The sequence below is a fragment of the Escherichia sp. MAL-1 genome, assembly GCF_052948035.1.
Map to the genome: position 1 here is coordinate 878,238 of NZ_CM129609.1, position 22,795 is coordinate 901,032.

The 22,795-nt window shown below is 52.0% G+C and carries 26 protein-coding genes and 1 pseudogene; 11 read left to right on the forward strand and 16 right to left on the reverse strand.

The features are described 5' to 3' along the window. Nucleotides 1–41: 41 nt before the first annotated feature. From mltC to mutY, 3 genes are all read right to left on the reverse strand, one after another. A complete protein-coding gene (mltC, locus tag ACU8XX_RS04350; protein ID WP_000760323.1) occupies nucleotides 42–1,121 on the reverse strand; it encodes a membrane-bound lytic murein transglycosylase MltC in 1,080 nt (359 codons plus the stop codon). Nucleotides 1,122–1,185: 64 nt separating this feature from the next. Beyond that, the gene (locus ACU8XX_RS04355) at nucleotides 1,186–1,461 is read right to left on the reverse strand and encodes an oxidative damage protection protein (RefSeq protein ID WP_000091700.1); all 276 of its coding nucleotides are present in this window, start codon (nucleotides 1,459–1,461) and stop codon (nucleotides 1,186–1,188) included. A gap of 27 nt (nucleotides 1,462–1,488) precedes the next feature. Beyond that, the gene (gene mutY, locus ACU8XX_RS04360) at nucleotides 1,489–2,541 is read right to left on the reverse strand and encodes an A/G-specific adenine glycosylase (protein ID WP_001321419.1); all 1,053 of its coding nucleotides are present in this window, start codon (nucleotides 2,539–2,541) and stop codon (nucleotides 1,489–1,491) included. 160 nt (nucleotides 2,542–2,701) lie between these two features. Here mutY and trmB point away from each other — a divergent pair, with 160 nt between their 5' ends. The 5 genes and pseudogenes from trmB to ACU8XX_RS04385 all read left to right on the forward strand — a co-directional run bounded on the left by trmB (nucleotide 2,702) and on the right by ACU8XX_RS04385 (nucleotide 6,995). Then, nucleotides 2,702–3,421, forward strand: coding sequence for a tRNA (guanosine(46)-N7)-methyltransferase TrmB (trmB, locus tag ACU8XX_RS04365; RefSeq protein ID WP_000786913.1), 720 nt, complete (start codon nucleotides 2,702–2,704; stop codon nucleotides 3,419–3,421). Next, a complete protein-coding gene (locus tag ACU8XX_RS04370; RefSeq protein ID WP_001107564.1) occupies nucleotides 3,421–3,747 on the forward strand; it encodes a YggL family protein in 327 nt (108 codons plus the stop codon). Before trmB ends, ACU8XX_RS04370 begins: the two co-directional genes overlap by 1 nt. A gap of 183 nt (nucleotides 3,748–3,930) precedes the next feature. Continuing rightward, nucleotides 3,931–4,650: a YggN family protein gene (locus ACU8XX_RS04375; protein WP_000984796.1), complete on the forward strand. Its 720-nt coding sequence runs from the start codon at nucleotides 3,931–3,933 to the stop codon at nucleotides 4,648–4,650. 175 nt (nucleotides 4,651–4,825) lie between these two features. After that, nucleotides 4,826–5,872 (forward strand): L-asparaginase 2, encoded by a 1,047-nt coding sequence (gene ansB / locus ACU8XX_RS04380; protein ID WP_000394131.1) that lies wholly within the window; start codon nucleotides 4,826–4,828, stop codon nucleotides 5,870–5,872. 116 nt (nucleotides 5,873–5,988) lie between these two features. After that, nucleotides 5,989–6,995: pseudogene (locus tag ACU8XX_RS04385) on the forward strand (DUF1202 family protein). A 154-nt stretch (nucleotides 6,996–7,149) separates the two neighbouring features. Here ACU8XX_RS04385 and hemW read toward each other — a convergent pair. From hemW to yggS, 5 genes are read right to left on the reverse strand one after another with little or no spacing between them, the layout of a single operon-like run. Further along, nucleotides 7,150–8,286 (reverse strand): radical SAM family heme chaperone HemW, encoded by a 1,137-nt coding sequence (gene hemW, locus ACU8XX_RS04390; RefSeq protein WP_000239943.1) that lies wholly within the window; start codon nucleotides 8,284–8,286, stop codon nucleotides 7,150–7,152. Then, nucleotides 8,279–8,872 carry an RdgB/HAM1 family non-canonical purine NTP pyrophosphatase gene (rdgB, locus tag ACU8XX_RS04395; RefSeq protein WP_001174777.1) on the reverse strand — a complete coding sequence of 198 codons (594 nt, stop codon included), beginning with the start codon at nucleotides 8,870–8,872 and terminating at the stop codon, nucleotides 8,279–8,281. Before rdgB ends, hemW begins: the two co-directional genes overlap by 8 nt. A 7-nt stretch (nucleotides 8,873–8,879) precedes the next feature. After that, nucleotides 8,880–9,170: a DUF167 family protein YggU gene (gene yggU / locus ACU8XX_RS04400; protein ID WP_000994920.1), complete on the reverse strand. Its 291-nt coding sequence runs from the start codon at nucleotides 9,168–9,170 to the stop codon at nucleotides 8,880–8,882. Further along, nucleotides 9,167–9,733: an osmotic shock tolerance protein YggT gene (gene yggT, locus ACU8XX_RS04405; RefSeq protein WP_001094831.1), complete on the reverse strand. Its 567-nt coding sequence runs from the start codon at nucleotides 9,731–9,733 to the stop codon at nucleotides 9,167–9,169. The genes yggU and yggT overlap by 4 nt, the downstream gene beginning before the upstream one ends. A gap of 17 nt (nucleotides 9,734–9,750) precedes the next feature. Next, nucleotides 9,751–10,455 (reverse strand): pyridoxal phosphate homeostasis protein, encoded by a 705-nt coding sequence (gene yggS / locus ACU8XX_RS04410; protein ID WP_000997795.1) that lies wholly within the window; start codon nucleotides 10,453–10,455, stop codon nucleotides 9,751–9,753. 17 nt (nucleotides 10,456–10,472) lie between these two features. Here yggS and ACU8XX_RS04415 point away from each other — a divergent pair, with 17 nt between their 5' ends. Then, complete coding sequence (locus ACU8XX_RS04415) at nucleotides 10,473–11,453, forward strand: PilT/PilU family type 4a pilus ATPase (protein ID WP_001326494.1); 981 nt, start codon at nucleotides 10,473–10,475, stop codon at nucleotides 11,451–11,453. A 183-nt stretch (nucleotides 11,454–11,636) separates the two neighbouring features. On the opposite strand, the gene ruvX is transcribed toward ACU8XX_RS04415, so the two are convergent. From ruvX to metK, 8 genes are all read right to left on the reverse strand, one after another. Further along, complete coding sequence (gene ruvX / locus ACU8XX_RS04420; RefSeq protein WP_000017106.1) at nucleotides 11,637–12,053, reverse strand: Holliday junction resolvase RuvX; 417 nt, start codon at nucleotides 12,051–12,053, stop codon at nucleotides 11,637–11,639. Continuing rightward, nucleotides 12,053–12,616 (reverse strand): YqgE/AlgH family protein, encoded by a 564-nt coding sequence (locus tag ACU8XX_RS04425; RefSeq protein WP_001053178.1) that lies wholly within the window; start codon nucleotides 12,614–12,616, stop codon nucleotides 12,053–12,055. The genes ruvX and ACU8XX_RS04425 overlap by 1 nt, the downstream gene beginning before the upstream one ends. 108 nt (nucleotides 12,617–12,724) lie before the next feature. Next, a complete protein-coding gene (gene gshB / locus ACU8XX_RS04430) occupies nucleotides 12,725–13,675 on the reverse strand; it encodes a glutathione synthase (RefSeq protein WP_000593273.1) in 951 nt (316 codons plus the stop codon). A gap of 12 nt (nucleotides 13,676–13,687) precedes the next feature. Continuing rightward, the gene (gene rsmE / locus ACU8XX_RS04435) at nucleotides 13,688–14,419 is read right to left on the reverse strand and encodes a 16S rRNA (uracil(1498)-N(3))-methyltransferase (RefSeq protein WP_001300912.1); all 732 of its coding nucleotides are present in this window, start codon (nucleotides 14,417–14,419) and stop codon (nucleotides 13,688–13,690) included. A gap of 79 nt (nucleotides 14,420–14,498) precedes the next feature. Then, nucleotides 14,499–15,206 carry a deoxyribonuclease I gene (endA, locus tag ACU8XX_RS04440; protein ID WP_000286500.1) on the reverse strand — a complete coding sequence of 236 codons (708 nt, stop codon included), beginning with the start codon at nucleotides 15,204–15,206 and terminating at the stop codon, nucleotides 14,499–14,501. A gap of 94 nt (nucleotides 15,207–15,300) precedes the next feature. Further along, the gene (locus tag ACU8XX_RS04445; RefSeq protein ID WP_001300769.1) at nucleotides 15,301–15,798 is read right to left on the reverse strand and encodes a SprT family zinc-dependent metalloprotease; all 498 of its coding nucleotides are present in this window, start codon (nucleotides 15,796–15,798) and stop codon (nucleotides 15,301–15,303) included. A 76-nt stretch (nucleotides 15,799–15,874) separates the two neighbouring features. After that, the gene (gene galP / locus ACU8XX_RS04450; RefSeq protein ID WP_001112301.1) at nucleotides 15,875–17,269 is read right to left on the reverse strand and encodes a galactose/proton symporter; all 1,395 of its coding nucleotides are present in this window, start codon (nucleotides 17,267–17,269) and stop codon (nucleotides 15,875–15,877) included. A 435-nt stretch (nucleotides 17,270–17,704) separates the two neighbouring features. Next, nucleotides 17,705–18,859, reverse strand: a complete 1,155-nt coding sequence (metK, locus tag ACU8XX_RS04455) for a methionine adenosyltransferase (RefSeq protein WP_001062128.1) — start codon at nucleotides 18,857–18,859, stop codon at nucleotides 17,705–17,707. A 55-nt stretch (nucleotides 18,860–18,914) separates the two neighbouring features. Here metK and yqgD point away from each other — a divergent pair, with 55 nt between their 5' ends. From yqgD to speB, 5 genes are all read left to right on the forward strand, one after another. Next, nucleotides 18,915–19,166, forward strand: a complete 252-nt coding sequence (gene yqgD / locus ACU8XX_RS04460; RefSeq protein WP_001303651.1) for a protein YqgD — start codon at nucleotides 18,915–18,917, stop codon at nucleotides 19,164–19,166. A gap of 110 nt (nucleotides 19,167–19,276) precedes the next feature. Next, on the forward strand, nucleotides 19,277–19,420 hold the full coding sequence (gene yqgG, locus ACU8XX_RS04465) for a protein YqgG (RefSeq protein ID WP_001297404.1): 144 nt from the start codon (nucleotides 19,277–19,279) through the stop codon (nucleotides 19,418–19,420). Nucleotides 19,421–19,513: 93 nt separating this feature from the next. Beyond that, nucleotides 19,514–19,645, forward strand: a complete 132-nt coding sequence (gene yqgB, locus ACU8XX_RS04470) for an acid stress response protein YqgB (protein WP_001338822.1) — start codon at nucleotides 19,514–19,516, stop codon at nucleotides 19,643–19,645. A gap of 8 nt (nucleotides 19,646–19,653) precedes the next feature. After that, nucleotides 19,654–21,630, forward strand: a complete 1,977-nt coding sequence (speA, locus tag ACU8XX_RS04475; RefSeq protein ID WP_001295380.1) for a biosynthetic arginine decarboxylase — start codon at nucleotides 19,654–19,656, stop codon at nucleotides 21,628–21,630. Nucleotides 21,631–21,767: 137 nt separating this feature from the next. Next, entirely contained in the window at nucleotides 21,768–22,688 is a 921-nt protein-coding gene (gene speB / locus ACU8XX_RS04480) for an agmatinase (RefSeq protein WP_000105566.1), read from the forward strand. The last annotated feature ends 107 nt before the right edge of the window (nucleotides 22,689–22,795 follow it).

A 22,795-nucleotide genomic window follows, 5' to 3' on the forward strand; every position in this document is an offset into this window, starting at 1 on the left:
ACATTTTTGCCCCTGAGCATCGTCAGGGGCGGTTAATGGAATTATCGGCGGCGGTAGGATTTTTGCGCGGTATTCACTTTATAAAGATAACGGCGAGATTCCGCAGAGGGATGGCGGGTCGTCAGCGTCTGATAAACATCGCCCGGCGTCATGGTGTTAATAATATTGGCAGCCTGAATCTTATCATTCGAAAAGACTCGCAGCACGCTGCCTGCGCCGCCGTTATAGGCGGTGATGACGGCATAACGCCGCGATGTTGGGTTATCAATTCCGCCGAGATAAACATTGTTCAGCATCGCCAGATACGCGGTGCCGGTATCAATATTGCTGGCAGGATCAAACAAGAAACTGCGGCTCGGCGTGCCGGATTTCCCCTGCGAGCGGAACACATCTTTCCCGGCAGTATGTTGTACCACCTGCATTAATCCCAGCGCATCGGAACGGCTGACCGCATACGGGTTAAAGGAAGATTCGGTCTGCATAATTGCCAGAATCAGCGACTCATCAACGCCATATTTCCGTGACGCCTGGCGGACCATGCCGAGATATTTGTGCGCACGTTTATCAAGGTGGTTCGGCACCATGTTAATGGTGACGCTGTAGATGATACGCAGCCCGTTGCTGCGGCTCTTCAGACGGTTTTTCAGCAGATAATCCGCGAAGTTGCTTGCGCGACCTTCCCAGCGAATCGGCTGCCCGGTGTTGTCCACCACCTGACCGTAAAGGAAAGGTTCTTTCGAAATCGTAATATCATCAACGTCGGAATAGAGATCGACCGAACTCGGATCGTCACCCATCAATAACGTTTTGATAATTGCCCGGCGCAAATGCGCGGCAGGTTCTGTCCCGGCGATGGTTTCGATAGTAATCGTACCGTCATCGAAGTTGATGTGGCTGCGGGTCTGATATTGATCGGTGTATTTCACGTAGTCCTTAGGACCAGCGATCACCACCTCTTTGAAGCCCCAGATGTTCTCAATATTGTGGGCAAATTGCCCCATCAGAATATCAAAACCGTTGGTATCTTTGACCCAGGCTTCGTTATAGGTATCGCCTTTTTTGGTCGTCGAACAGGAGATGAGCAACGGCGCAATCAAAGCCAGCGCGAGATATTTTTTCATCATTCCGGGTGCGTGTTGTGTTTGTTTTTATGCAAGTTGCCGGAGGCGTGCTCCGGCACTGTTTTTATTTTTTATCTTCCGGCGTATAGCCCTCGATATGCACCTCTTTACCCTCGAACAGGAAGTTGACCATCTCCTGCTCAAGCAGCTTGCGGTGCTCGGCATTCATCATGTTGAGTTTCTTTTCATTAATCAGCATGGTTTGCTTGTGCTGCCACTGCGCCCAGGCTTCTTTGGAGATCTCGTTATAGATGCGTTTTCCCAGCTCGCCGGGGTACAGCTGAAAATCCTGACCTTCTGCTTCACGTTGCAGGAAAGTACAAAAAATCGTTCTGCTCATAAATCATCCTCTTTATCGACTCACGCGCTAAACCGGCGCGCCAGTGCGTAACTGCTGTAACAAACGCTCCACGGGAGCCGCCAGGCCAACTGACGGCGGTTGCGCTAAGTTATACCAGAGCGCATTGCCTTCATCCATGCAGCCGGTGAATGACGACACGGGAAGCCACATAGGCACAATATCTAAGTGGAAATGGCTGAAGGTATGCCGAAACGCGGTCAGTTGCGTCAGGTTATCGGCAGCAATCTGCCGTTGCGCCAGCCACTGCCGCAAACTTTCTTCGTCGGCAAACTGCGGGAAACAGTATAAACCGCCCCACAATCCGCTCGGCGGACGCTGCGCCAGCAATACTTCATCTTCGTGCTGTAATAGCAAAAAGTAGCCGGTGCGCTCCGGCAGCGTCTGTTTCGGTTTTTTGCCCGGATAAAGCGCCCAGCTATTGTTGGCGGCGGCAATACATCCGTTTTGTAGCGGACAGAGCGAACATTTCGGTTTCGAGCGCGTACAAATCATCGCACCCAAATCCATCATCGCCTGATTAAACCGTTCCACGCCAACCGCGGGCGTCACCTGCTCGCTCAAACTCCATAATTTATTCTCGACCTCTTTTTTCCCTGGCCAGCCGCTTACAGCATAGCAGCGCGCCAGCACCCGTTTGACGTTACCGTCGAGAATCGGAAAGTGCTTACCCAGAGAAAGCGAGAGAATCGCGCCTGCGGTGGAACGCCCGACGCCCGGCAGTGCTGCAACTTCCTCAAAGGTTTCCGGGAATTTACCGCCGTGTAAGGTCGCCACTTGTTGTGCCGCTTTATGCAGATTGCGCGCGCGGGCGTAATAGCCAAGCCCGGTCCACAAGTGGAGAACTTCGTCGAGCGGCGCATTGGCGAGATCGGTCACCGTCGGGAAGCGCGCCATAAAGCGTTCAAAATAGGGGATAACGGTCGCAACCTGAGTTTGTTGCAACATCACTTCTGAGAGCCATACTTTGTAGGGCGTCTTGTCAATTTGCCAGGGCAGAGTTTTTCGCCCGTATTTATCGTACCAGTCCAGAACCTGGGCTGAAAATTGCGACGCTTGCATGGTCACCGAATTCACTGTTGTTGGGGGCAAGATTGCAGCACAGCGACGGCAGGGTGTAAACCGGAACTTTCCGCAGCCACGGCCTTATCATGCTTGCATCCGGCAACTAACTTTGGATAATGCCCGTTTTCAGAACACTTTCACAAGCGACTAAACCTTTATGAAAAACGACGTCATTTCACCGGAATTTGATGAAAACGGCCGCCCACTGCGCCGTATCCGTAGTTTTGTGCGCCGCCAGGGGCGACTGACCAAAGGCCAGGAACATGCGCTGGAAAACTACTGGCCGGTGATGGGCGTTGAGTTCAGCGAAGATATGCTGGATTTCCCCGCGCTTTTTGGCCGTGAAGCGCCGGTGACGCTTGAGATTGGTTTTGGCATGGGGGCGTCGCTGGTGGCAATGGCTAAAGATCGCCCTGAGCAGGACTTCCTCGGCATTGAAGTGCATTCACCGGGCGTTGGTGCGTGCCTGGCTTCTGCGTATGAAGAAGGTTTAAGCAACCTGCGCGTGATGTGTCACGATGCGGTTGAAGTGCTGCATAAAATGATTCCTGACAATTCATTGCGCATGGTGCAGCTCTTTTTCCCTGACCCGTGGCACAAAGCGCGCCATAATAAACGCCGTATCGTTCAGGTGCCGTTTGCCGAACTGGTAAAAAGCAAACTGCAGCTGGGGGGCGTATTCCATATGGCGACCGACTGGGAACCTTATGCGGAACATATGCTTGAAGTGATGTCTTCTATTGACGGTTATAAAAACCTGTCAGAGAGCAATGATTACGTACCGCGTCCGGCATCACGTCCGGTGACGAAATTTGAACAACGTGGTCATCGTCTTGGTCACGGAGTATGGGACTTAATGTTCGAGAGGGTGAAATAATGGCAAAGAACCGTAGCCGTCGTCTGCGTAAAAAAATGCACATCGACGAATTCCAGGAATTAGGATTTTCGGTGGCATGGCGATTCCCGGAAGGTACATCGGAAGAACAGATTGATAAAACCGTTGATGATTTTATTAACGAGGTTATCGAACCGAACAAACTGGCCTTTGACGGCAGCGGTTATCTGGCCTGGGAAGGTCTGATCTGCATGCAGGAAATCGGCAAATGCACCGAAGAACATCAGGCGATTGTGCGTAAGTGGCTGGAAGAGCGCAAACTGGATGAGGTACGCACCAGCGAACTTTTCGACGTTTGGTGGGACTAAGAAAGCATACGGGCGATGACAAATGCAAAACTGCCTGATGCGCTACGCTTATCAGGCCTGGAAAGATGCACGATCGAGTAGGCGGGATAAGGTGTTTACGCCGCATCCGGCATGGAAAACGCGTACTTTGTTATCAATCTGGGGCCAGCAAATGCTGGCCTGATTTTTTCTTGAGGGAAGACTATGATGCGCAAAATGCTGCTGGCGGCAGCACTTTCAGTGACGGCAATGACCGCTCACGCCGACTACCAGTGCAGCGTCACGCCGCGTGACGATGTGATTGTCAGCCCGCAAACCGTGCAGGTGAAGGGCGAAAACGGCAATCTGGTGATCACGCCAGACGGCAACGTGATGTATAACGGTAAGCAATATTCCCTGAATGCCGCCCAGCGCGAGCAGGCGAAGGATTATCAGGCTGAACTACGCAGCACGCTGCCGTGGATTGATGAAGGCGCGAAAAGCCGCGTCGAGAAAGCCCGTATTGCTCTGGATAAAATTATCGTTCAGGAGATGGGCGAAAGCAGCAAAATGCGCAGCCGTCTGACCAAACTTGATGCGCAGCTGAAAGAGCAGATGAACCGCATTATTGAAACGCGCAGCGATGGCCTGACGTTTCACTATAAAGCCATTGATCAGGTTCGCGCCGAAGGCCAGCAATTAGTGAATCAGGCAATGGGTGGAATTTTACAGGACAGCATTAATGAAATGGGCGCGAAAGCGGTGCTGAAAAGCGGCGGTAACCCATTACAGAATGTGCTGGGAAGCCTGGGGGGGCTGCAATCCTCAATCCAAACCGAGTGGAAAAAGCAGGAAAAAGATTTCCAGCAGTTTGGCAAAGATGTTTGTAGCCGCGTTGTGACTCTGGAAGATAGCCGCAAAGCCCTGGTCGGGAATTTAAAATAATCCTCTATTTTAAGACGGCATAATACTTTTTTATGCCGTTTAATTCTTCGTTTTGTTACCTGCCTCTAACTTTGTAGATCTCCAAAATATATTCACGTTGTAAATTGTTTAACGTCAAATTTCCCATACAGAGCTAAGGGATAATGCGTAGCGTTCACGTAACTGGAGGAATGAAATGGAGTTTTTCAAAAAGACGGCACTTGCCGCACTGGTTATGGGTTTTAGTGGTGCAGCATTGGCATTACCCAATATCACCATTTTAGCAACCGGCGGGACCATTGCCGGTGGTGGTGACTCCGCAACCAAATCTAACTACACAGCGGGTAAAGTTGGCGTAGAAAATCTGGTTAATGCGGTGCCGCAACTAAAAGACATTGCGAACGTTAAAGGCGAGCAGGTAGTGAATATCGGCTCCCAGGACATGAACGATAATGTCTGGCTGACACTGGCGAAAAAAATTAACACCGACTGCGATAAGACCGACGGCTTCGTCATTACCCACGGTACCGACACGATGGAAGAAACTGCTTACTTCCTCGACCTGACGGTGAAATGCGACAAACCGGTGGTGATGGTCGGCGCAATGCGTCCGTCCACGTCTATGAGCGCAGACGGTCCATTCAACCTGTATAACGCGGTAGTGACCGCAGCTGATAAAGCCTCCGCCAACCGTGGCGTGCTGGTAGTGATGAATGACACCGTGCTTGATGGCCGTGACGTCACCAAAACCAACACCACCGACGTAGCGACCTTCAAGTCTGTTAACTACGGTCCTCTGGGTTACATTCACAACGGTAAGATTGACTACCAGCGTACCCCGGCACGTAAGCATACCAGCGACACGCCATTCGATGTCTCTAAGCTGAATGAACTGCCGAAAGTCGGCATTGTTTATAACTACGCTAACGCATCCGATCTTCCGGCTAAAGCACTGGTAGATGCGGGCTATGATGGCATCGTTAGCGCTGGTGTGGGTAACGGCAACCTGTATAAATCTGTGTTCGACACGCTGGCGACCGCCGCGAAAACCGGTACTGCAGTCGTGCGTTCTTCCCGCGTACCGACGGGCGCTACCACTCAGGATGCCGAAGTGGATGATGCGAAATACGGCTTCGTCGCCTCTGGCACGCTGAACCCGCAAAAAGCGCGCGTTCTGCTGCAACTGGCTCTGACGCAAACCAAAGATCCGCAGCAGATCCAGCAGATCTTCAATCAGTACTAATCGCCTCGCCCCGGTATCGTGCCGGGGCTTTTTCACTTCAGACTCACGTCCATTGCCAATTTTAATTACCCTAATGATAATCACCGGAATAAATTATTCTGCGCGAGGGTTTTCGGGTGAAAAAGCAATGGATTGTTGGCACGGCGCTGCTTATGTTGATGACAGGTAATGTCTGGGCAGATGGCGAACCACCAACTGAAAATATCTTAAAAGATCAATTCAAAAAGCAGTATCACGGCATTCTCAAGCTTGATGCTATCACCTTAAAAAATCTTGATGCTAAGGGTAATCAGGCCACCTGGTCAGCGGAAGGCGATGTCTCTTCCAGTGACGATCTCTATACCTGGGTCGGTCAGTTGGCAGATTACGAACTGCTCGAACAGACCTGGACGAAAGATAAACCGGTAAAATTCTCGGCGATGTTAACCAGTAAAGGAACGCCCGCGTCTGGCTGGTCGGTGAACTTTTACTCTTTTCAGGCGGCAGCCAGCGATCGTGGGCGGGTGGTCGACGATATCAAAACGAATAATAAATATCTGATCGTGAATAGCGAAGATTTCAATTATCGCTTTAGTCAGCTTGAATCTGCGTTGAATACCCAGAAGAACTCGATTCCTGCGCTGGAAAAGGAAGTGAAAGCGCTTGATAAGCAAATGGTGGCGGCGCAGAAAGCAGCGGATGCATATTGGGGAAAAGATGCAAACGGTAAGCAAATGACCCGCGAAGACGCCTTTAAAAAAATTCACCACAGCGTGATGAGTTTAATAAACAGAACGATAGCGAGGCGTTCGCGGTTAAATATGACAAAGAGGTTTATCAACCGGCGATTGCGGCATGTCATAAACAGAGTGAAGAGTGTTATGAAGTGCCGATTCAGCAGAAACGAGATTTCGATATCAACGAACAACGGCGACAGACTTTTCTGCAATCACAAAAACTTAGCCGTAAATTGCAGGATGACTGGGTAACGCTCGAAAAAGGGCAATATCCGTTAACGATGAAAGTTTCAGAAATAAACAGTAAAAAAGTCGCGATTTTGATGAAAATTGACGATATCAACCAAGCTAATGAACGCTGGAAAAAAGATACCGAACAACTGCGGCGCAATGGGGTGATTAAGTAAGTTTGATATAGTGCACGATTTGTAGCAGGATGCGGCGTTGACCCCGCATCCGGCAATCAACGTCTGATGCGACGCTTGCGCGTCTTATCATACCTACAACCGCTGCCACATGTCGGCTGGATAAGGCGTTCACGCCGCATCCGGCAATACAAGTTTACTCAGCCAGAAAAAGCTCCAGCAGCGAATTTAAAAACAGCTTCCCATGTTCCGTTATCTGCCAGTAATCCGCACATTCGGTGAGATAACCCTGGGCAATCGCCTCGTCTAACTGTGGGCGAATCACATCTTCGCAAAGCCCGGTATACGCAATAAACTCCACGCGCGGCGCGGCCTCCAGCAGACGGAAGCGATTCATAAAGAACTCAAACGGCTTATCTGTGGCTTCGACATCACGCTGGCTTTCCAGATACCTTCCTTGCATAAAACCACGCGGATGACGCGTTTTGGTGGTACGCAGAATGCGCCCATCCGGGAAGGTCACTTTGCCGTGTGCGCCGCAGCCAATACCGATGTAGTCACCAAAGCGCCAGTAGTTGAGATTGTGCTGGCACTGATAACCGGGTTTGGCGTAAGCGGAAGTTTCATATTGCTGATAACCCGCTGCGGTTAATAACTGATGCCCCTGTTCGAATATATCCCACAACGCGTCATCGTCCGGCAGCACCGGTGGTCGCGAACCAAACAGCGTATTGGGTTCGATGGTCAGTTGATACCAGGAAAGATGCGGCGGATTCAGTTCAATGGCCTGGCGTAGATCGCCAAGCGCCTCTTCCAGTGATTGATCCGGCAGCCCATGCATCAAATCAAGGTTAAAGCTACGTAACCCTAAACCGCTCGCCAGCTTCGCCGCGCGTTTCGCTTCTTGCGGGCCATGAATACGCCCAAGTCGTTTCAGCTTTTCTTCGCTAAAACTCTGCACACCAATAGAGATGCGGTTCACACCAGCACGCTGATAATCGACAAAGCGATCGGCTTCTACCGTGCCAGGGTTCGCTTCCATAGTAATTTCTGCATCCGCTGCCAGCGGCAAACGCGCACGCACGCCGTCCAGCAGCGTTTGCATCGCCGGGCCGGAAAGCAGGCTCGGCGTACCACCGCCAATAAAGATTGTCTTTACTTCACGGCCCTGAGCGTAAGCCACATCGTTGTCCAGATCGTTAAGCAGATGCTGAACATAATCGTCGTGCGGCACTTCTCCTTTCAACGCGTGAGAGTTGAAATCGCAGTACGGGCATTTCTGCACGCACCACGGGATGTGAATGTAGAGACTCAGCGGAGGTAATTTAACCATTACGTAAAGCGTCCAGCAGCAGTTTCAACGCCTGACCACGGTGGGAAATGGCGCTCTTTTCTTCGCGGGTCAGTTCGGCGGCGGTTTTCCCTTCGGAAGGTACGAAGAAGATTGGATCATAACCAAAGCCACCAGTGCCCGCTGGTTCACGAGTAATCACGCCCGGCCAGCTACCGTGGCATACCAGCGGAGTGGGATCTTCCGCGTGACGCAGATATACCAGCACGCAGTGGAAACGCGCCTGACGTTGGTCGTCCGGTACGTCTTTCATTGTTTCCAGCAGTTTTTGCAGATTCTTTTGATCGGTCGCGTCTTCACCGGAATAACGCGCGGAGTAAATGCCCGGCGCGCCGCCAAGCACATCTACCGCCAGACCAGAGTCGTCGGCAATTGCCGGTAAAGCGGTCACTTTTGCCGCATGGCGCGCTTTCAGAATCGCGTTTTCGATAAAGGTCAGGCCGGTTTCTTCAGCGGAATCAACGCCGAGGTCTGTTTGGGCCACGATATCAAGACCGAAGTCGCTAAGCAGCGACGCCAGCTCACGCACTTTACCGACATTGCCGGTTGCGAGGACAACTTTTTGCATAGGATACCTAATTAATTAACGCCGCGATTTCTGGCGGGATTTGTTGCGGATTAATGATTTTAATTTGTTTGTGGCGGCCAAGTTCGCCTTTTTCAATCACCACCTGGCTTTTGGCAACCCGGAATTGCTTACCGAGAAACTTCACCAGATGACTGTTGGCCTGGCCGTCAACCGGCGGCGCGGTAATGGCGACTTTAACTTCGTCGCCATGTAAACCGACAATAGAATCACGGCTGGCTTTCGGCTGAATATAGAGCCGTAAAACCAGACCGTCATCATTAACTGTTACGGCATTCATAACGCCATCCACAGCCCTGGCAGCAGCATATTTCCGGTTGCCTGTAATACTTCTGCGACACCCATATTGATGACATACAGCAGCAGAACGAGGATCATCGGCGAGAAATCAATCCCACCCATTGCCGGTAGCAGGCGGCGAATCGGGCGCAGCAGCGGATCGGCCAGCTGAATCAGCACGTATTCAATCGGGCTACGCCCCTGGCTTACCCAGCTCATAATCGCCATCACCAGCAGGACCCAGAAAATCAGCAGGCCGATGGTTTTCAGCAGAATCAGTAAACCGGCAATCCAGATGATTGGCAGGAAGGTCACCACTTTAAACAGCACGATGGCTTTGATAAAACTGAGAATATAGGCAACCAGCAGCGAGGCGCTGTCAATTGGCCCCATTGCCGGAATAACGCGGCGCAGTGGCCCGATAATTGGCTGCGTTACCTTCACTACAAACTGTGAGAAGGGGTTGTAAAAATCACAATGAGCCCACTGCATCCAGATGCGTAATAACAGCACCATGGTATACAGCTCAATGACCGTTGAAAGCAGGAAAGTCAACGTATTCATGGCGTTCCTTTAATTCCTTATTTTTTAGAGTAATCACGCGCACCAAAAATTGCAGTGCCGATACGAACCATCGTGCTACCTGCCGCAATGGCGGCTTCCATATCGTCCGACATTCCCAGAGAGAGCGTGTCGATATGCGGGTAGCGCGTTTTCAGTCCGGCAAATGCTACAGCCATTTGGCGTGCAACTTCAAACTGCCTTACATATTCTGACTCAGGCGCAGGGATTGCCATCAACCCGCGCAGACGTAAACGCGGTAGTTCAGCGACCGCAGCTGCCAGCTCGTCCAGTTCAGCCAGTTGAATCCCGGACTTACTGTTTTCATCACTAATGTTAATTTGAATCAGAACGTTAAGAGGGGGAAGTTCTGCCGGGCGCTGGTCGTTGAGACGGGTAGCGATGCGCAAACGGTCGATGGTATGACACCAGTCGAAATGCTCTGCCACCAGGCGGCTTTTATTAGACTGCAACGGGCCAATAAAATGCCATTCTAATCCTGTTACGCCCAGTTCCTGAAAGTGGCGAATTTTATCTACCCCTTCCTGAACGTAGTTTTCACCAAATTGACGCTGCCCGGCATCAATGGCTTCTGCGATGGCGCTCGCAGGTTTTGTTTTACTGACTGCAAGCAGCGTAATTTCTTCTGGAGAACGGCCGCAACGCGTTGCAGCCGCTGAGATTTTGTCCCGGACCTGTGCCAGGTTATGCGCAATATCGTTCATTTTCCGAGGATCTTAGTATGAATATGGAAGAAATTGTGGCCCTTAGTGTAAAGCATAACGTCTCGGATCTACACCTGTGCAGCGCCTGGCCCGCACGATGGCGCATTCGCGGCAGAATGGAAGCTGCGCCGTTTGATACGCCGGACGTCGAAGAGCTACTGCGGGAGTGGCTGGATGACGATCAGCGGGCAATATTGCTGGAGAATGGTCAGCTGGATTTTGCCGTGTCGCTGGCGGAAAACCAGCGATTGCGTGGCAGCGCATTCGCGCAACGGCATGGCATTTCGCTGGCGTTACGGCTGTTACCTTCGCACTGCCCGCAGCTCGAACAGCTTGGCGCACCAACGGTATTGCCGGAATTACTCAAGAGCGAGAATGGCCTGATTCTGGTGACGGGGGCGACGGGGAGTGGCAAATCTACCACGCTGGCGGCGATGGTTGGCTATCTCAATCAACATGCCGATGCGCATATTCTGACGCTGGAAGATCCTGTTGAATATCTCTATGCCAGCCAGCGATGTTTGATCCAGCAGCGGGAAATTGGTTTGCACTGTATGACGTTCGCATCGGGATTGCGGGCCGCATTGCGGGAAGATCCTGATGTGATTTTGCTCGGAGAGCTGCGTGACAGCGAGACAATCCGTCTGGCACTGACGGCGGCAGAAACCGGGCATTTGGTGCTGGCAACATTACATACGCGTGGTGCCGCGCAGGCAGTTGAGCGACTGGTGGATTCATTTCCGGCGCAGGAAAAAGACCCCGTGCGTAATCAACTGGCAGGTAGTTTACGGGCAGTGCTGTCACAAAAGCTGGAAGTGGATAAACAGGAAGGACGCGTGGCGCTATTTGAATTGCTGATTAACACACCCGCGGTGGGGAATTTGATTCGCGAAGGGAAAACCCACCAGTTACCGCATGTTATTCAAACCGGGCAGCAGGTGGGGATGATAACGTTTCAGCAGAGTTATCAGCACCGGGTGGGGGAAGGGCGTTTGTGACGTTGCCATGCCCGATGCGCAAGCTTATCGGGCCTACAAAGGCAATAAATGTCTGATGCGACGCTAACGCGTCTTATCAGACCTATAGCCGCTGCCAGATGTGTGCTGGATAAGGTGTTCACGCCGCATCCGGCAATAAGACGCGATGATATTATTTACACTCCGCCAGGCGTTTAAATCGCCTTAATATCCCTGCTCGAAATAGCTTTCGAGAATAATAACCGCAGAGGCAGAGTCAACTTTGCCTTTGTTGAGCGCCCGATAGCCGCCCTGTTCAAACAGACCGGAACGGGCTTCCACAGTGCTAAGACGCTCGTCATGGAGCTTTACTTCAACACCGAAACGGCCATGAATACGGTTGGCAAATTTACGCGCTCTGGCAGTCAATGGTTGCTCGGTGCCGTCCATATTCAGCGGCAAACCGACGATGATTTCGTCCGGCTGCCACTCTTTCAGTAAACGCTCGATAATGTTCCAGTCCGGCGTACCGTCCTGTGCTTTAATTGCAGGCAAAGGGCGAGCGGTGCCGGTAATGCGTTGGCCGACCGCTACGCCAATGCTTTTGGTGCCGAAGTCGAAGGCGAGTAAGGTTCCACTCATCAGGCGTGCCCTGCCACACCAGGCATGGTGAGAATATCCACACCAATCAGTTTTGCCGCCTCGCGCCAGCGGTCGGCAATCGGCGTTTTGAACAGAATATTCAGATCTGCCGGGGCGGTTAGCCACGCGTTATCGAGAATTTCTTGTTCCAGTTGACCTTTCTCCCAGGAGGCATAGCCCAGAGCCACCAATACGTCAGACGGTTGTTTATCGGTGCCGAGCGTTTCCAGCACATCGCGGGAAGTGGTCATCACCGTGTTGTCTGAAATGCGAATGCTGGAAGCAAAATTGGAGGGCGGAGTATGCAAAATAAACCCGCGATCTTCAGCCAGTGGGCCGCCGAGCATAACCGGTTTATCCAGACGGATTGATTCATCACGCGGCTCCGGCGTGATCTTCAGCTTTTCCAGAATCCCTTCAATTTTGAGATTTTCCAGCGGCTTGTTGACGATGATCCCCATTGCACCATTGGTATTATGTTCGCAAATGTAGACCACGGAACGACGGAAAATCGGATCCTGGAGAGCAGGCATGGCAATAAGAAAGTGATGCTGTAAATTCATTGTCAGAGGTTCTGTTTCCTGGTTCAAAAAAGCAACAGCGCCCAGTATGCGTGGAAAGAAGGGCGCTGTCACTCAGAGTCTCAACGAGATCCTTCTCGCTAAGGTGGGTTACTGCTGCTGTAAACGTGCTTCGATGGCATCCATTAACATTCCGGTGATCGACACCGGAAACTCTGCTTCAATCTCACGAATACAGGTTGGGCTGGTGACGTTAATTTCAGTCAGACGGTCGCCGATGATATCCAGACCAACAAAAATCAGCCCTTTTTCTTTCAGCGTCGGCCCGATCTGACGGGCGATTTTCCAGTCACTTTCCGTCAGCGGACGAGGTTCACCGCGACCACCGGCAGCCAGATTGCCACGGGTTTCGCCCCCCTGCGGAATACGCGCCAGGCAGTACGGTACCGGCTCGCCATCCACCACCAGCACGCGTTTGTCGCCATCTTTAATGGCTGGCAGGTAATTTTGCGCCATGCAGTAGCGAGTGCCATGCTCAGTCAGGGTTTCGGCAATCACGCCGAGGTTTGGATCGCCTTCTTTCACGCGGAAAATCGACGCGCCGCCCATACCGTCCAGCGGCTTAAGAATGATGTCGCTGTGTTTCTCCCAGAACGCTTTTAGCTGCGCTTTATTGCGCGTAACCAGCGTTTCTGGCGTTAAGTCAGAGAACCAGGCGGTAAACAGTTTCTCGTTACAGTCGCGCAGGCTCTGCGGCTTGTTAACGATCAGCGTCCCTTTCTCTTCGGCACGTTCCAGAATATAGGTCGCGTAGATAAACTCGGTATCAAACGGCGGGTCTTTACGCATCAGGATCACATCGAGATCGGCCAGCGGCAGATCCTGTTCACCGACGAACGAAAACCACTCTTCGTAGTTCTGCTTCACGTTCAGCGTGCGGGTATGGGCGCGGGCTTCGCCATTGATCAGATACAGATCGCCCATCTCCATATAGTGAAGTTCGTAACCACGACGCTGTGCTTCCAGCAACATAGCGAAACTGGAATCTTTCTTGATGTTGATGTTTGCGATGGGGTCCATCACGATGCCGAGCTTGATCATTATTCTTCTCCGTTAGCCCAAATCGCCAAATCGTACTTGTAGCGCGGTAATGGCGGTGAGCGCAGTTGTCTCTGTACGCAAAACGCGAGGTCCCAACAGGATATCAGTAAATTGATAGCGGGCAGTCATGGCAATTTCATCTGCCGATAAACCGCCTTCCGGGCCAATCAGCAGGCGGACGCGTTCAACCGGTAACGGCAACGTATTGATGCTGTTACTGGCGCGCGGGTGAAGATTCAGTTTCAGTCCTTCATCCTGCTCTGCACACCAGGCTTCCAGATCCATCGCTGGACGGATTTCCGGCACCCGGTTACGACCACACTGCTCACAGGCAGCAATTGCAATCTTCTGCCACTGCTGGAGCTTCTTGTTCAGACGTTCACTATCCAGTTTAACGCCGCAGCGCTCAGAAAAAAGTGGCGTAATGAGGCTTACACCGAGTTCGATCGATTTCTGGATCGTAAATTCCATTTTTTCACCACGCGACATCACCTGACCGAGGTGAATATGCAGCGGAGATTCGCGATCGTCGAGCTGGCCTTCCAGCACCTTCACTTCCACGCTTTTTTTGCTGGCGCTGGTAATTTCGGCGTCAAAGACCTGGTTGCTACCGTCAAACAATTGCAACGCCTGCCCCGGCCCCATGCGCAGTACGCGCCCGATATGGTTGGCGGCATCTTCGCAAAGCGCGATGTGAGAATGGCTGGTCAGTGGTTCAGGATGATAAATGCGGGGGATACGCATAGTTAAAAATCCGCGTCGTCTCCCCACGCGGTTGTACGCGTGGGGTAGGGGTTAACAAAAAGAATCCCGCTAGTGTAGGTTAGCTCTTTCGCGCCTGGCAAGCGCGTTGCACATACGGGTTATGATTGCCCTGCACCTTCGCGATGCGTTCATCGCGCTCGCACTCCCAGTCGGTAACCGGATACATCTTGTTCCATGCGTTGAACAGCTGCGTTTGCTGGCGAGAGAGTGTCAGGTTGTATTGGTCGCGCATATAGAAGTAGGTGCGCGCAATGGCACCGCGTGCACGCGCTGGTGGTTCGGCAGCTTTTTCTTTGAAATCGACCTTCATGGCGCATTGACCGTACTGGCCTTCGCCGCCATTCCACTGGCTGTACATAAAGTTGCCGCGATCGCCATTCACCTCACCGACTGACGGCTGCAGGTTATGCATATCGCTTTCCATCTTGCGATAGACCGGATCTTTAGCGCAGTTTTTACGTCCACCGTCCTGCCAGCACTGGCGCTGGTGACCGAATTGCCAGGCGGGAACGACGTGTTCCCACTCTACGCGGCTGGCGCGGTTTTCATTTTTGCGCACCTGATAGCCGCACGATTGCAGATCAACAACGCCTTTTTTGCCCTGCCAGTTAATTTTACATCCGCAATAAAACGTACCGGGCGCGTCAGCGTGGACTTTTACCGCCGCGGCTTTCGCCTGAGAAAAACTATTGATACCTTCGGCCAACGCCGGGCCGGAAAATGCTGCGCTCAGTACCACCGCAGCAATAGACAAATAACGGTACATCACTTACTCCGTGTTAAAACGAGCCAGCAACGTAGCGAAAGTTGTTTTGGTATGCAATCAGCCAGATCAGGAAAGTTCCTGATAGTTCAGATGGTTATTTCGCAACCAGCTGTTCACCGCAGTGAACACAGCGATAGACGGCCTCGCCACGAACTACGCGATTATGGCGGCGTACGGTAAGCTGATGCTCCTGGCACTTGCAGCGGTAGGGGAAGGTGTTGCGACGCACGGATTGCAGTTCGAACTGATGCGTACGACGGGCGGGAACACCCAGCACGTTTTCCATCATCCACTTCCACTCTTTGCCATGTGGCGCTACGCGGCCGAAATGTTTCCATACCAGCAAATGTGCCAGTTCGTGCGGCACCACTTCTTCAATAAAGGCTTCACTGTTTTCCAACAGCAAAACGGGATTGAGGCGAATTTCATAGCTTTCCAGCCAGGCTGTTCCGGCGGAGGTTCCGCGCTGGGTGTAAGAGAGTTTTGGCTCCGGGTAGTTACGCCCTAGCTTCAGGTTGGCCTGGGCGAGTTTTTCCCGCAGGCGACGCATAACGGCCTGTTGGATGGCGATAGGGAGACGGGATGTTTTCATAGCGGCAGAGGATAGAGCGAAGAAAAGATGACTGCAAGAGGTGGCTTCCTCCGCGATGGGAGGAAGCTTGGGGAGATTAATCGTGAGCGCCTATTTCGCGCAGTTTACGACCTTTCATCAGATTACGTTCAATATGTTCCAGCGAAACGTGTTTGGTTTCCGGTACCAGCCACAATGTCAGCAGGATAAACAGTACGTTCAGAGCCGCATACACCCAGAAGGTGTTGGCGTTACCCAGCGTGTTGAGCATGGTCAGGAACGTTGCGCCAACGATCATGTTGGCAATCCAGTTGGTGGCAGTGGAGCAGGTGATGCCAAAATCGCGGCCTTTCAGCGGCTGAATTTCGGAGCACAGTACCCAAATCAGCGGACCGGCACTCATGGCAAAACCGACAATAAACATCAGCAGCATGGCGATGGCGAAATACTGCGCCGACGGAGAGTGAATACCGATATGCATCATTGTACCGAGTACGCCCATGCCAGCAGCCATCACCAGGAAGCCCAGCGTTAGCGTTGGTTTACGTCCCCAGCGGTCAACAAGGCCGATTGCGATAAAGGTGGCAAGTACGTTGGTCAGGCCGACAATCACGGTCCCCCACATTTGCTCGGTAGTGTTGGTATAACCCGCCAGTTCGAAGATTTTCGGCGCGTAATACATGATGACGTTCATCCCGGTGAATTGCTGCATTACCTGCAACAGTACGCCAAGGAACACCGCGCGGCGGAAGTTGCTGTTCTCTTTAAACAGCGCCCAGCCACTCTGTTTAACCTGCAAACTTTCACGGATTTCATCCAGTTCGCGTTTCGCTTCCGCGCTGGTGTCACGCAGGCGTAGCAGCACGCGTTCGGCATCAACAAAACGGCGTTTGGCGGCAAACCAACGTGGGCTGTCTGGCAGGAAGAAGACACCAATCAGCAGCAAAATTGCCGGGATGATAATCACACCCAGCATCCAGCGCCATGCACCGGTGTAGCTGAAGGCTGTATCAGAAAGATAAGCACCGAGGATCCCGATAGTGATCATCAACTGATACATCGAGATCATACTGCCACGAATTTTTTCCGGCGCAATTTCAGAGAGGTACAGCGGTGCGGTATAAGAGGCCACACCCACCGCCAGCCCCAGTAGAACGCGGGAAAGAATCAGTACTTCAACGTTTGGCGCAGCCGCAGAGAACAGCGAACCGGCAACAAACAAAATTGCGCCGATCATCAGGCTCTTTTTGCGCCCGAGTTTAAAGGAGAGCCAGCCGCTGCCCACCGCACCGACTGCCGCACCGAACATCATGGAGCTTACGACCCATTCTTGCGTGTGCGAAGTAATCTGGAATTCATCTGCAATAAACGGCAGTGCGCCAGCAATTACACCGATATCCAGGCCAAAGAGTAATCCCGCCAGAGCGGCAAGGAAGCAGACGAAAAACGTCATTGCCTTGTTTGACCGCCCCTGTTTTTTAGCGTCAGGCATGATGCCCTCCAATATGGTTATTTTTTATTGTGAATTAAGATAGGTGAGTACGACGTAAAAAGATGTGAAGCAAATCACATCAGTGTAATCGCTTACACTAACATTTATCTTAGTTATGGTTTAAGTGCATGAAAATAATTGAGTTATATCATCATAGATTAAACGCTGTTATCTGCAATTAAGACTTTACTGAAAAGAAATGTAACAACTGTGAAAACTGAATAATAATATGAAAATATTACAAATATTTGGCTGGTGTTATTGGTGTAATCGGTTTCAGTAGTGATGATAATTTGCGATAAAACGTGTTGAGGAAGAATGATGTTATTGTGCGGGCAGCTTTTTGCCGGATGCGGCGTGAATGCCTATCCACCGCGGTGAGGTAAAAGAAAAAGGCCAGCGCGAGGCTGGCCTTTGAAAGCAGGTGAAGAAAGATTACTTCAGACCGGCAGCATCGCGCAGCAGCTGCGCTTTGTCGGTTTTTTCCCACGGGAAATGTTCACGACCAAAGTGACCGTATGCTGCGGTTTCTTTGTAGATCGGGTGCAGCAGATCCAGCATCTGAATCAGACCGTATGGGCGCAGGTCGAAGAACTCACGTACCAGCAGAGTCAGTTGTTCAGAAGGCACTTTCTCAGTACCGAAAGTTTCTACCATGATGGAGGTCGGTTCAGCCACGCCGATTGCGTAGGAAACCTGAATTTCACAACGATCGGCCAGGCCAGCAGCAACGATGTTTTTCGCGACATAACGTGCTGCGTAGGCTGCGGAACGGTCCACTTTTGATGGATCTTTACCAGAGAATGCTCCGCCACCGTGACGTGCCATGCCGCCGTAGGTATCAACGATAATTTTACGACCAGTCAGACCGCAGTCACCCATCGGGCCACCGATAACAAAACGACCGGTCGGGTTGATGAAGAATTTGGTGGCAGAAGTCAGCCATTCAGCGGGCAGAATCGGCTTGATGATCTCTTCCATTACCGCTTCTTGCAGCGATTTCTGGTCGATCTCTTCAGAGTGCTGAGTGGAAAGCACGACAGCATCAATACCAACGATTTTGCCGTCGTCATACTGGAAAGTCACCTGGCTTTTCGCGTCCGGGCGCAGCCACGGCAGAGTACCGTTTTTACGCACTTCAGCCTGACGCTGTACCAGACGGTGTGCATAGGTGATAGGTGCTGGCATCAGCACGTCGGTTTCATTAGTTGCGTAGCCAAACATCAGACCCTGGTCACCCGCGCCCTGTTCCAGCGGATCGGCACGGTCAACGCCCTGGTTGATGTCAGGAGACTGTTTGCCGATAGCACTCAGAACCGCACAGGAGTTAGCGTCAAAGCCCATGTCGGAATGTACATAGCCAATTTCGCGAACGGTGTTACGGGTGATCTCTTCGATGTCTACCCAGGCGCTAGTGGTGATTTCGCCGCCAACTAAAACCATGCCGGTTTTTACGTAGGTTTCGCAAGCAACGCGTGCTTTCGGATCCTGTTCGAGGATCGCGTCTAAAACGGCATCAGAGATTTGGTCAGCAATTTTGTCAGGATGCCCTTCAGAGACGGACTCGGACGTAAAAAGGTGTTTTGCCATATTTAATATCACCTAAAGAGAATTTGGTTAGCTCAAACTGTTGTGTGGATTTTCTGTGGTAGCGGATCCTACCACGACTCTGCAGGTTAAAAACACTGGCAGTCTGAGTGTTAATCGGTATGGATGGATTAACATCTGGATGGCTATTTTAGGTCAATTCTTCACCCGATTTCCACTTTTTTTTGAATCGTGTCTCATTCTGTTAAAAACGTGGCTGGAAATTTTTCCTGACAATGCCGGCATTCTGCGTATTTATCTTTTGCAATTTTCTGCCATTGTGGGGTATAAAACGCGGCGCGCGGCTTAAATAAAAAGCACACGACGTTTCTTTCGTGTTGCCACTTCCAGCCGGGTTGAAATCAGAGTTTTGGCTTGTGGGTTCGTCTTAACAGGCGGCCGTGGAGGTGATACGAAATAATGAACCGTTGTCTGCTGCTTAACCTGTCTCACCGTTCTGGTGAAGATTCGTTCCCCGCACTCTGCATCTCTGCTTTGCATACCTGCCGATGTTATACCCATCTCGGCGCTTCTCAGGATTCAAGAGCTGGTTACAGTTACTGAGGACTGAACAAGGGCGCTCTTGTAAAAACAAGAGTTTTCTCGTGGTTTCGCCGAACTGTCACACTTACGTTCGGTTATGTGCTTAATAATGTTATGAAAAAGAAACCGGTTGCGCAGTCGGAGCGTCAGCATACACTGCTGGAAAATCCATGTGCTTATGGGTTGTTATCGCAGTTCCAGGCTGCGATAGTCGTTAACTGTTTTACACTTAATAAAATAATTTGAGGTTCGCTATGTCTGACGACATGTCTATGGGTTTGCCTTCGTCAGCGGGCGAACACGGTGTACTACGCTCCATGCAGGAGGTTGCAATGAGCTCCCAGGAAGCCAGCAAGATGCTGCGTACTTACAATATTGCCTGGTGGGGCAATAACTACTATGACGTTAACGAGCTGGGCCACATCAGCGTGTGCCCGGACCCGGACGTCCCGGAAGCTCGCGTCGATCTCGCGCAGTTAGTGAAAACTCGTGAAGCACAGGGTCAGCGTCTGCCTGCACTGTTCTGTTTCCCACAGATCCTGCAGCACCGTTTGCGTTCCATTAACGCCGCGTTCAAACGTGCGCGGGAATCCTACGGCTATAACGGCGATTACTTCCTTGTTTATCCGATCAAAGTTAACCAGCACCGCCGCGTGATTGAGTCCCTGATTCATTCGGGCGAACCGCTGGGACTGGAAGCAGGCTCGAAAGCAGAGTTGATGGCGGTGCTGGCACATGCTGGCATGACCCGTAGCGTCATCGTCTGCAACGGTTATAAAGACCGCGAATATATCCGCCTGGCATTAATTGGCGAGAAGATGGGCCACAAGGTCTACCTGGTCATTGAGAAGATGTCAGAAATCGCCATTGTGCTGGATGAAGCAGAACGTCTGAATGTCGTTCCTCGTCTGGGCGTGCGTGCACGTCTGGCTTCGCAGGGCTCGGGTAAATGGCAGTCCTCCGGCGGGGAAAAATCGAAGTTCGGCCTGGCTGCGACTCAGGTACTGCAACTGGTTGAAACCCTGCGTGAAGCCGGGCGTCTCGACAGCCTGCAACTACTGCACTTCCACCTCGGTTCGCAGATGGCGAATATTCGCGATATCGCCACAGGCGTTCGTGAATCGGCGCGTTTCTATGTGGAACTGCACAAGCTGGGCGTCAATATTCAGTGCTTCGACGTCGGCGGCGGTCTGGGCGTGGACTATGAAGGCACCCGTTCGCAGTCTGACTGCTCCGTAAACTACGGCCTCAATGAATATGCCAACAACATCATCTGGGCGATTGGTGATGCGTGTGAAGAAAACGGTCTGCCGCATCCGACGGTAATCACCGAATCGGGTCGTGCGGTGACTGCGCATCACACCGTGCTGGTGTCTAATATCATCGGCGTGGAACGTAACGAATACACGGTGCCGACCGCGCCTGCAGAAGATGCGCCGCGCGCGCTGCAAAGCATGTGGGAAACCTGGCAGGAGATGCACGAACCGGGAACTCGCCGTTCTCTGCGTGAATGGTTACACGACAGTCAGATGGATCTGCACGACATTCATATCGGCTACTCTTCCGGCACCTTTAGCCTGCAAGAACGTGCATGGGCAGAACAACTCTATCTGAGCATGTGCCATGAAGTGCAGAAGCAACTGGATCCGCAAAACCGTGCGCATCGTCCGATAATCGACGAACTGCAGGAACGTATGGCGGACAAAATGTACGTCAATTTCTCGCTGTTCCAGTCAATGCCGGACGCATGGGGGATCGACCAGTTGTTCCCGGTTCTGCCGCTGGAAGGGCTGGATCAAGTGCCGGAACGTCGCGCTGTGCTGCTGGATATTACCTGTGACTCTGACGGTGCTATCGACCACTATATTGATGGTGATGGTATTGCCACGACAATGCCAATGCCGGAGTACGATCCAGAGAATCCGCCGATGCTCGGTTTCTTTATGGTCGGCGCATATCAGGAGATCCTTGGCAATATGCACAACCTGTTCGGTGATACCGAAGCGGTTGACGTGTTCGTGTTCCCTGACGGTAGCGTAGAAGTAGAACTGTCTGACGAAGGCGATACCGTGGCGGACATGCTGCAATATGTACAGCTCGATCCGAAAACGCTGTTAACCCAGTTCCGCGATCAAGTGAAGAAAACCGATCTTGATGCTGAACTGCAACAACAGTTCCTTGAAGAGTTCGAGGCAGGTTTGTACGGTTATACTTATCTTGAAGATGAGTAAGTCCTGTGTTACTTGAATCCGCTTAATTTAGCGGTGATAATCCGCCACAATTTATTGTGACAAATCCAACCCTTCCTCGTCGGGCCTAACGACGCGGAAGGGTTTTTTTATATCGACTTTGTAATAGGAGTCCATCCATGAGCACCTTAGGTCATCAATACGATAACTCACTGGTTTCCAACGCCTTTGGTTTTTTACGCCTGCCGATGAACTTCCAGCCGTATGACAGCGATGCCGACTGGGTGATCACCGGCGTGCCGTTCGACATGGCCACCTCTGGCCGTGCGGGTGGTCGCCACGGTCCGGCAGCGATCCGTCAGGTTTCGACGAATCTGGCCTGGGAACACAACCGCTTCCCGTGGAATTTCGACATGCGTGAGCGTCTGAACGTCGTGGACTGCGGCGATCTGGTATATGCCTTTGGCGATGCCCGTGAGATGAGCGAGAAGCTGCAGGCGCACGCCGAGAAGCTGCTGGCTGCCGGTAAGCGTATGCTCTCCTTCGGTGGTGACCACTTTGTTACGCTGCCGCTGCTGCGTGCTCATGCGAAGCATTTCGGCAAAATGGCGCTGGTACACTTTGACGCCCACACCGATACCTACGCGAACGGTTGTGAATTTGACCACGGCACCATGTTCTATACCGCGCCGAAAGAAGGTCTGATCGACCCGAATCATTCCGTGCAGATTGGTATTCGTACCGAGTTTGATAAAGACAACGGTTTTACCGTGCTGGACGCCTGCCAGGTGAACGATCGCAGCGTGGATGACGTTATCGCCCAAGTGAAACAGATTGTGGGTGATATGCCGGTTTACCTGACCTTTGATATCGACTGCCTGGATCCTGCTTTCGCGCCGGGAACCGGTACGCCAGTGATTGGCGGCCTGACCTCCGATCGCGCCATTAAACTGGTACGCGGCCTGAAAGATCTCAACATCGTTGGGATGGACGTAGTGGAAGTGGCTCCGGCATACGATCAGTCGGAAATCACCGCTCTGGCTGCGGCGACGCTGGCGCTGGAGATGCTCTATATTCAGGCGGCGAAAAAGGGCGAGTAAGCACCAGATGCGATGCGCACGGGTAAAACGTGCCATTAATGTCGGATGCGGCGTGAACGCCTTATCCGACCTACGTTCGGCACCCGTAGGCCGGATAAGATGCGCCA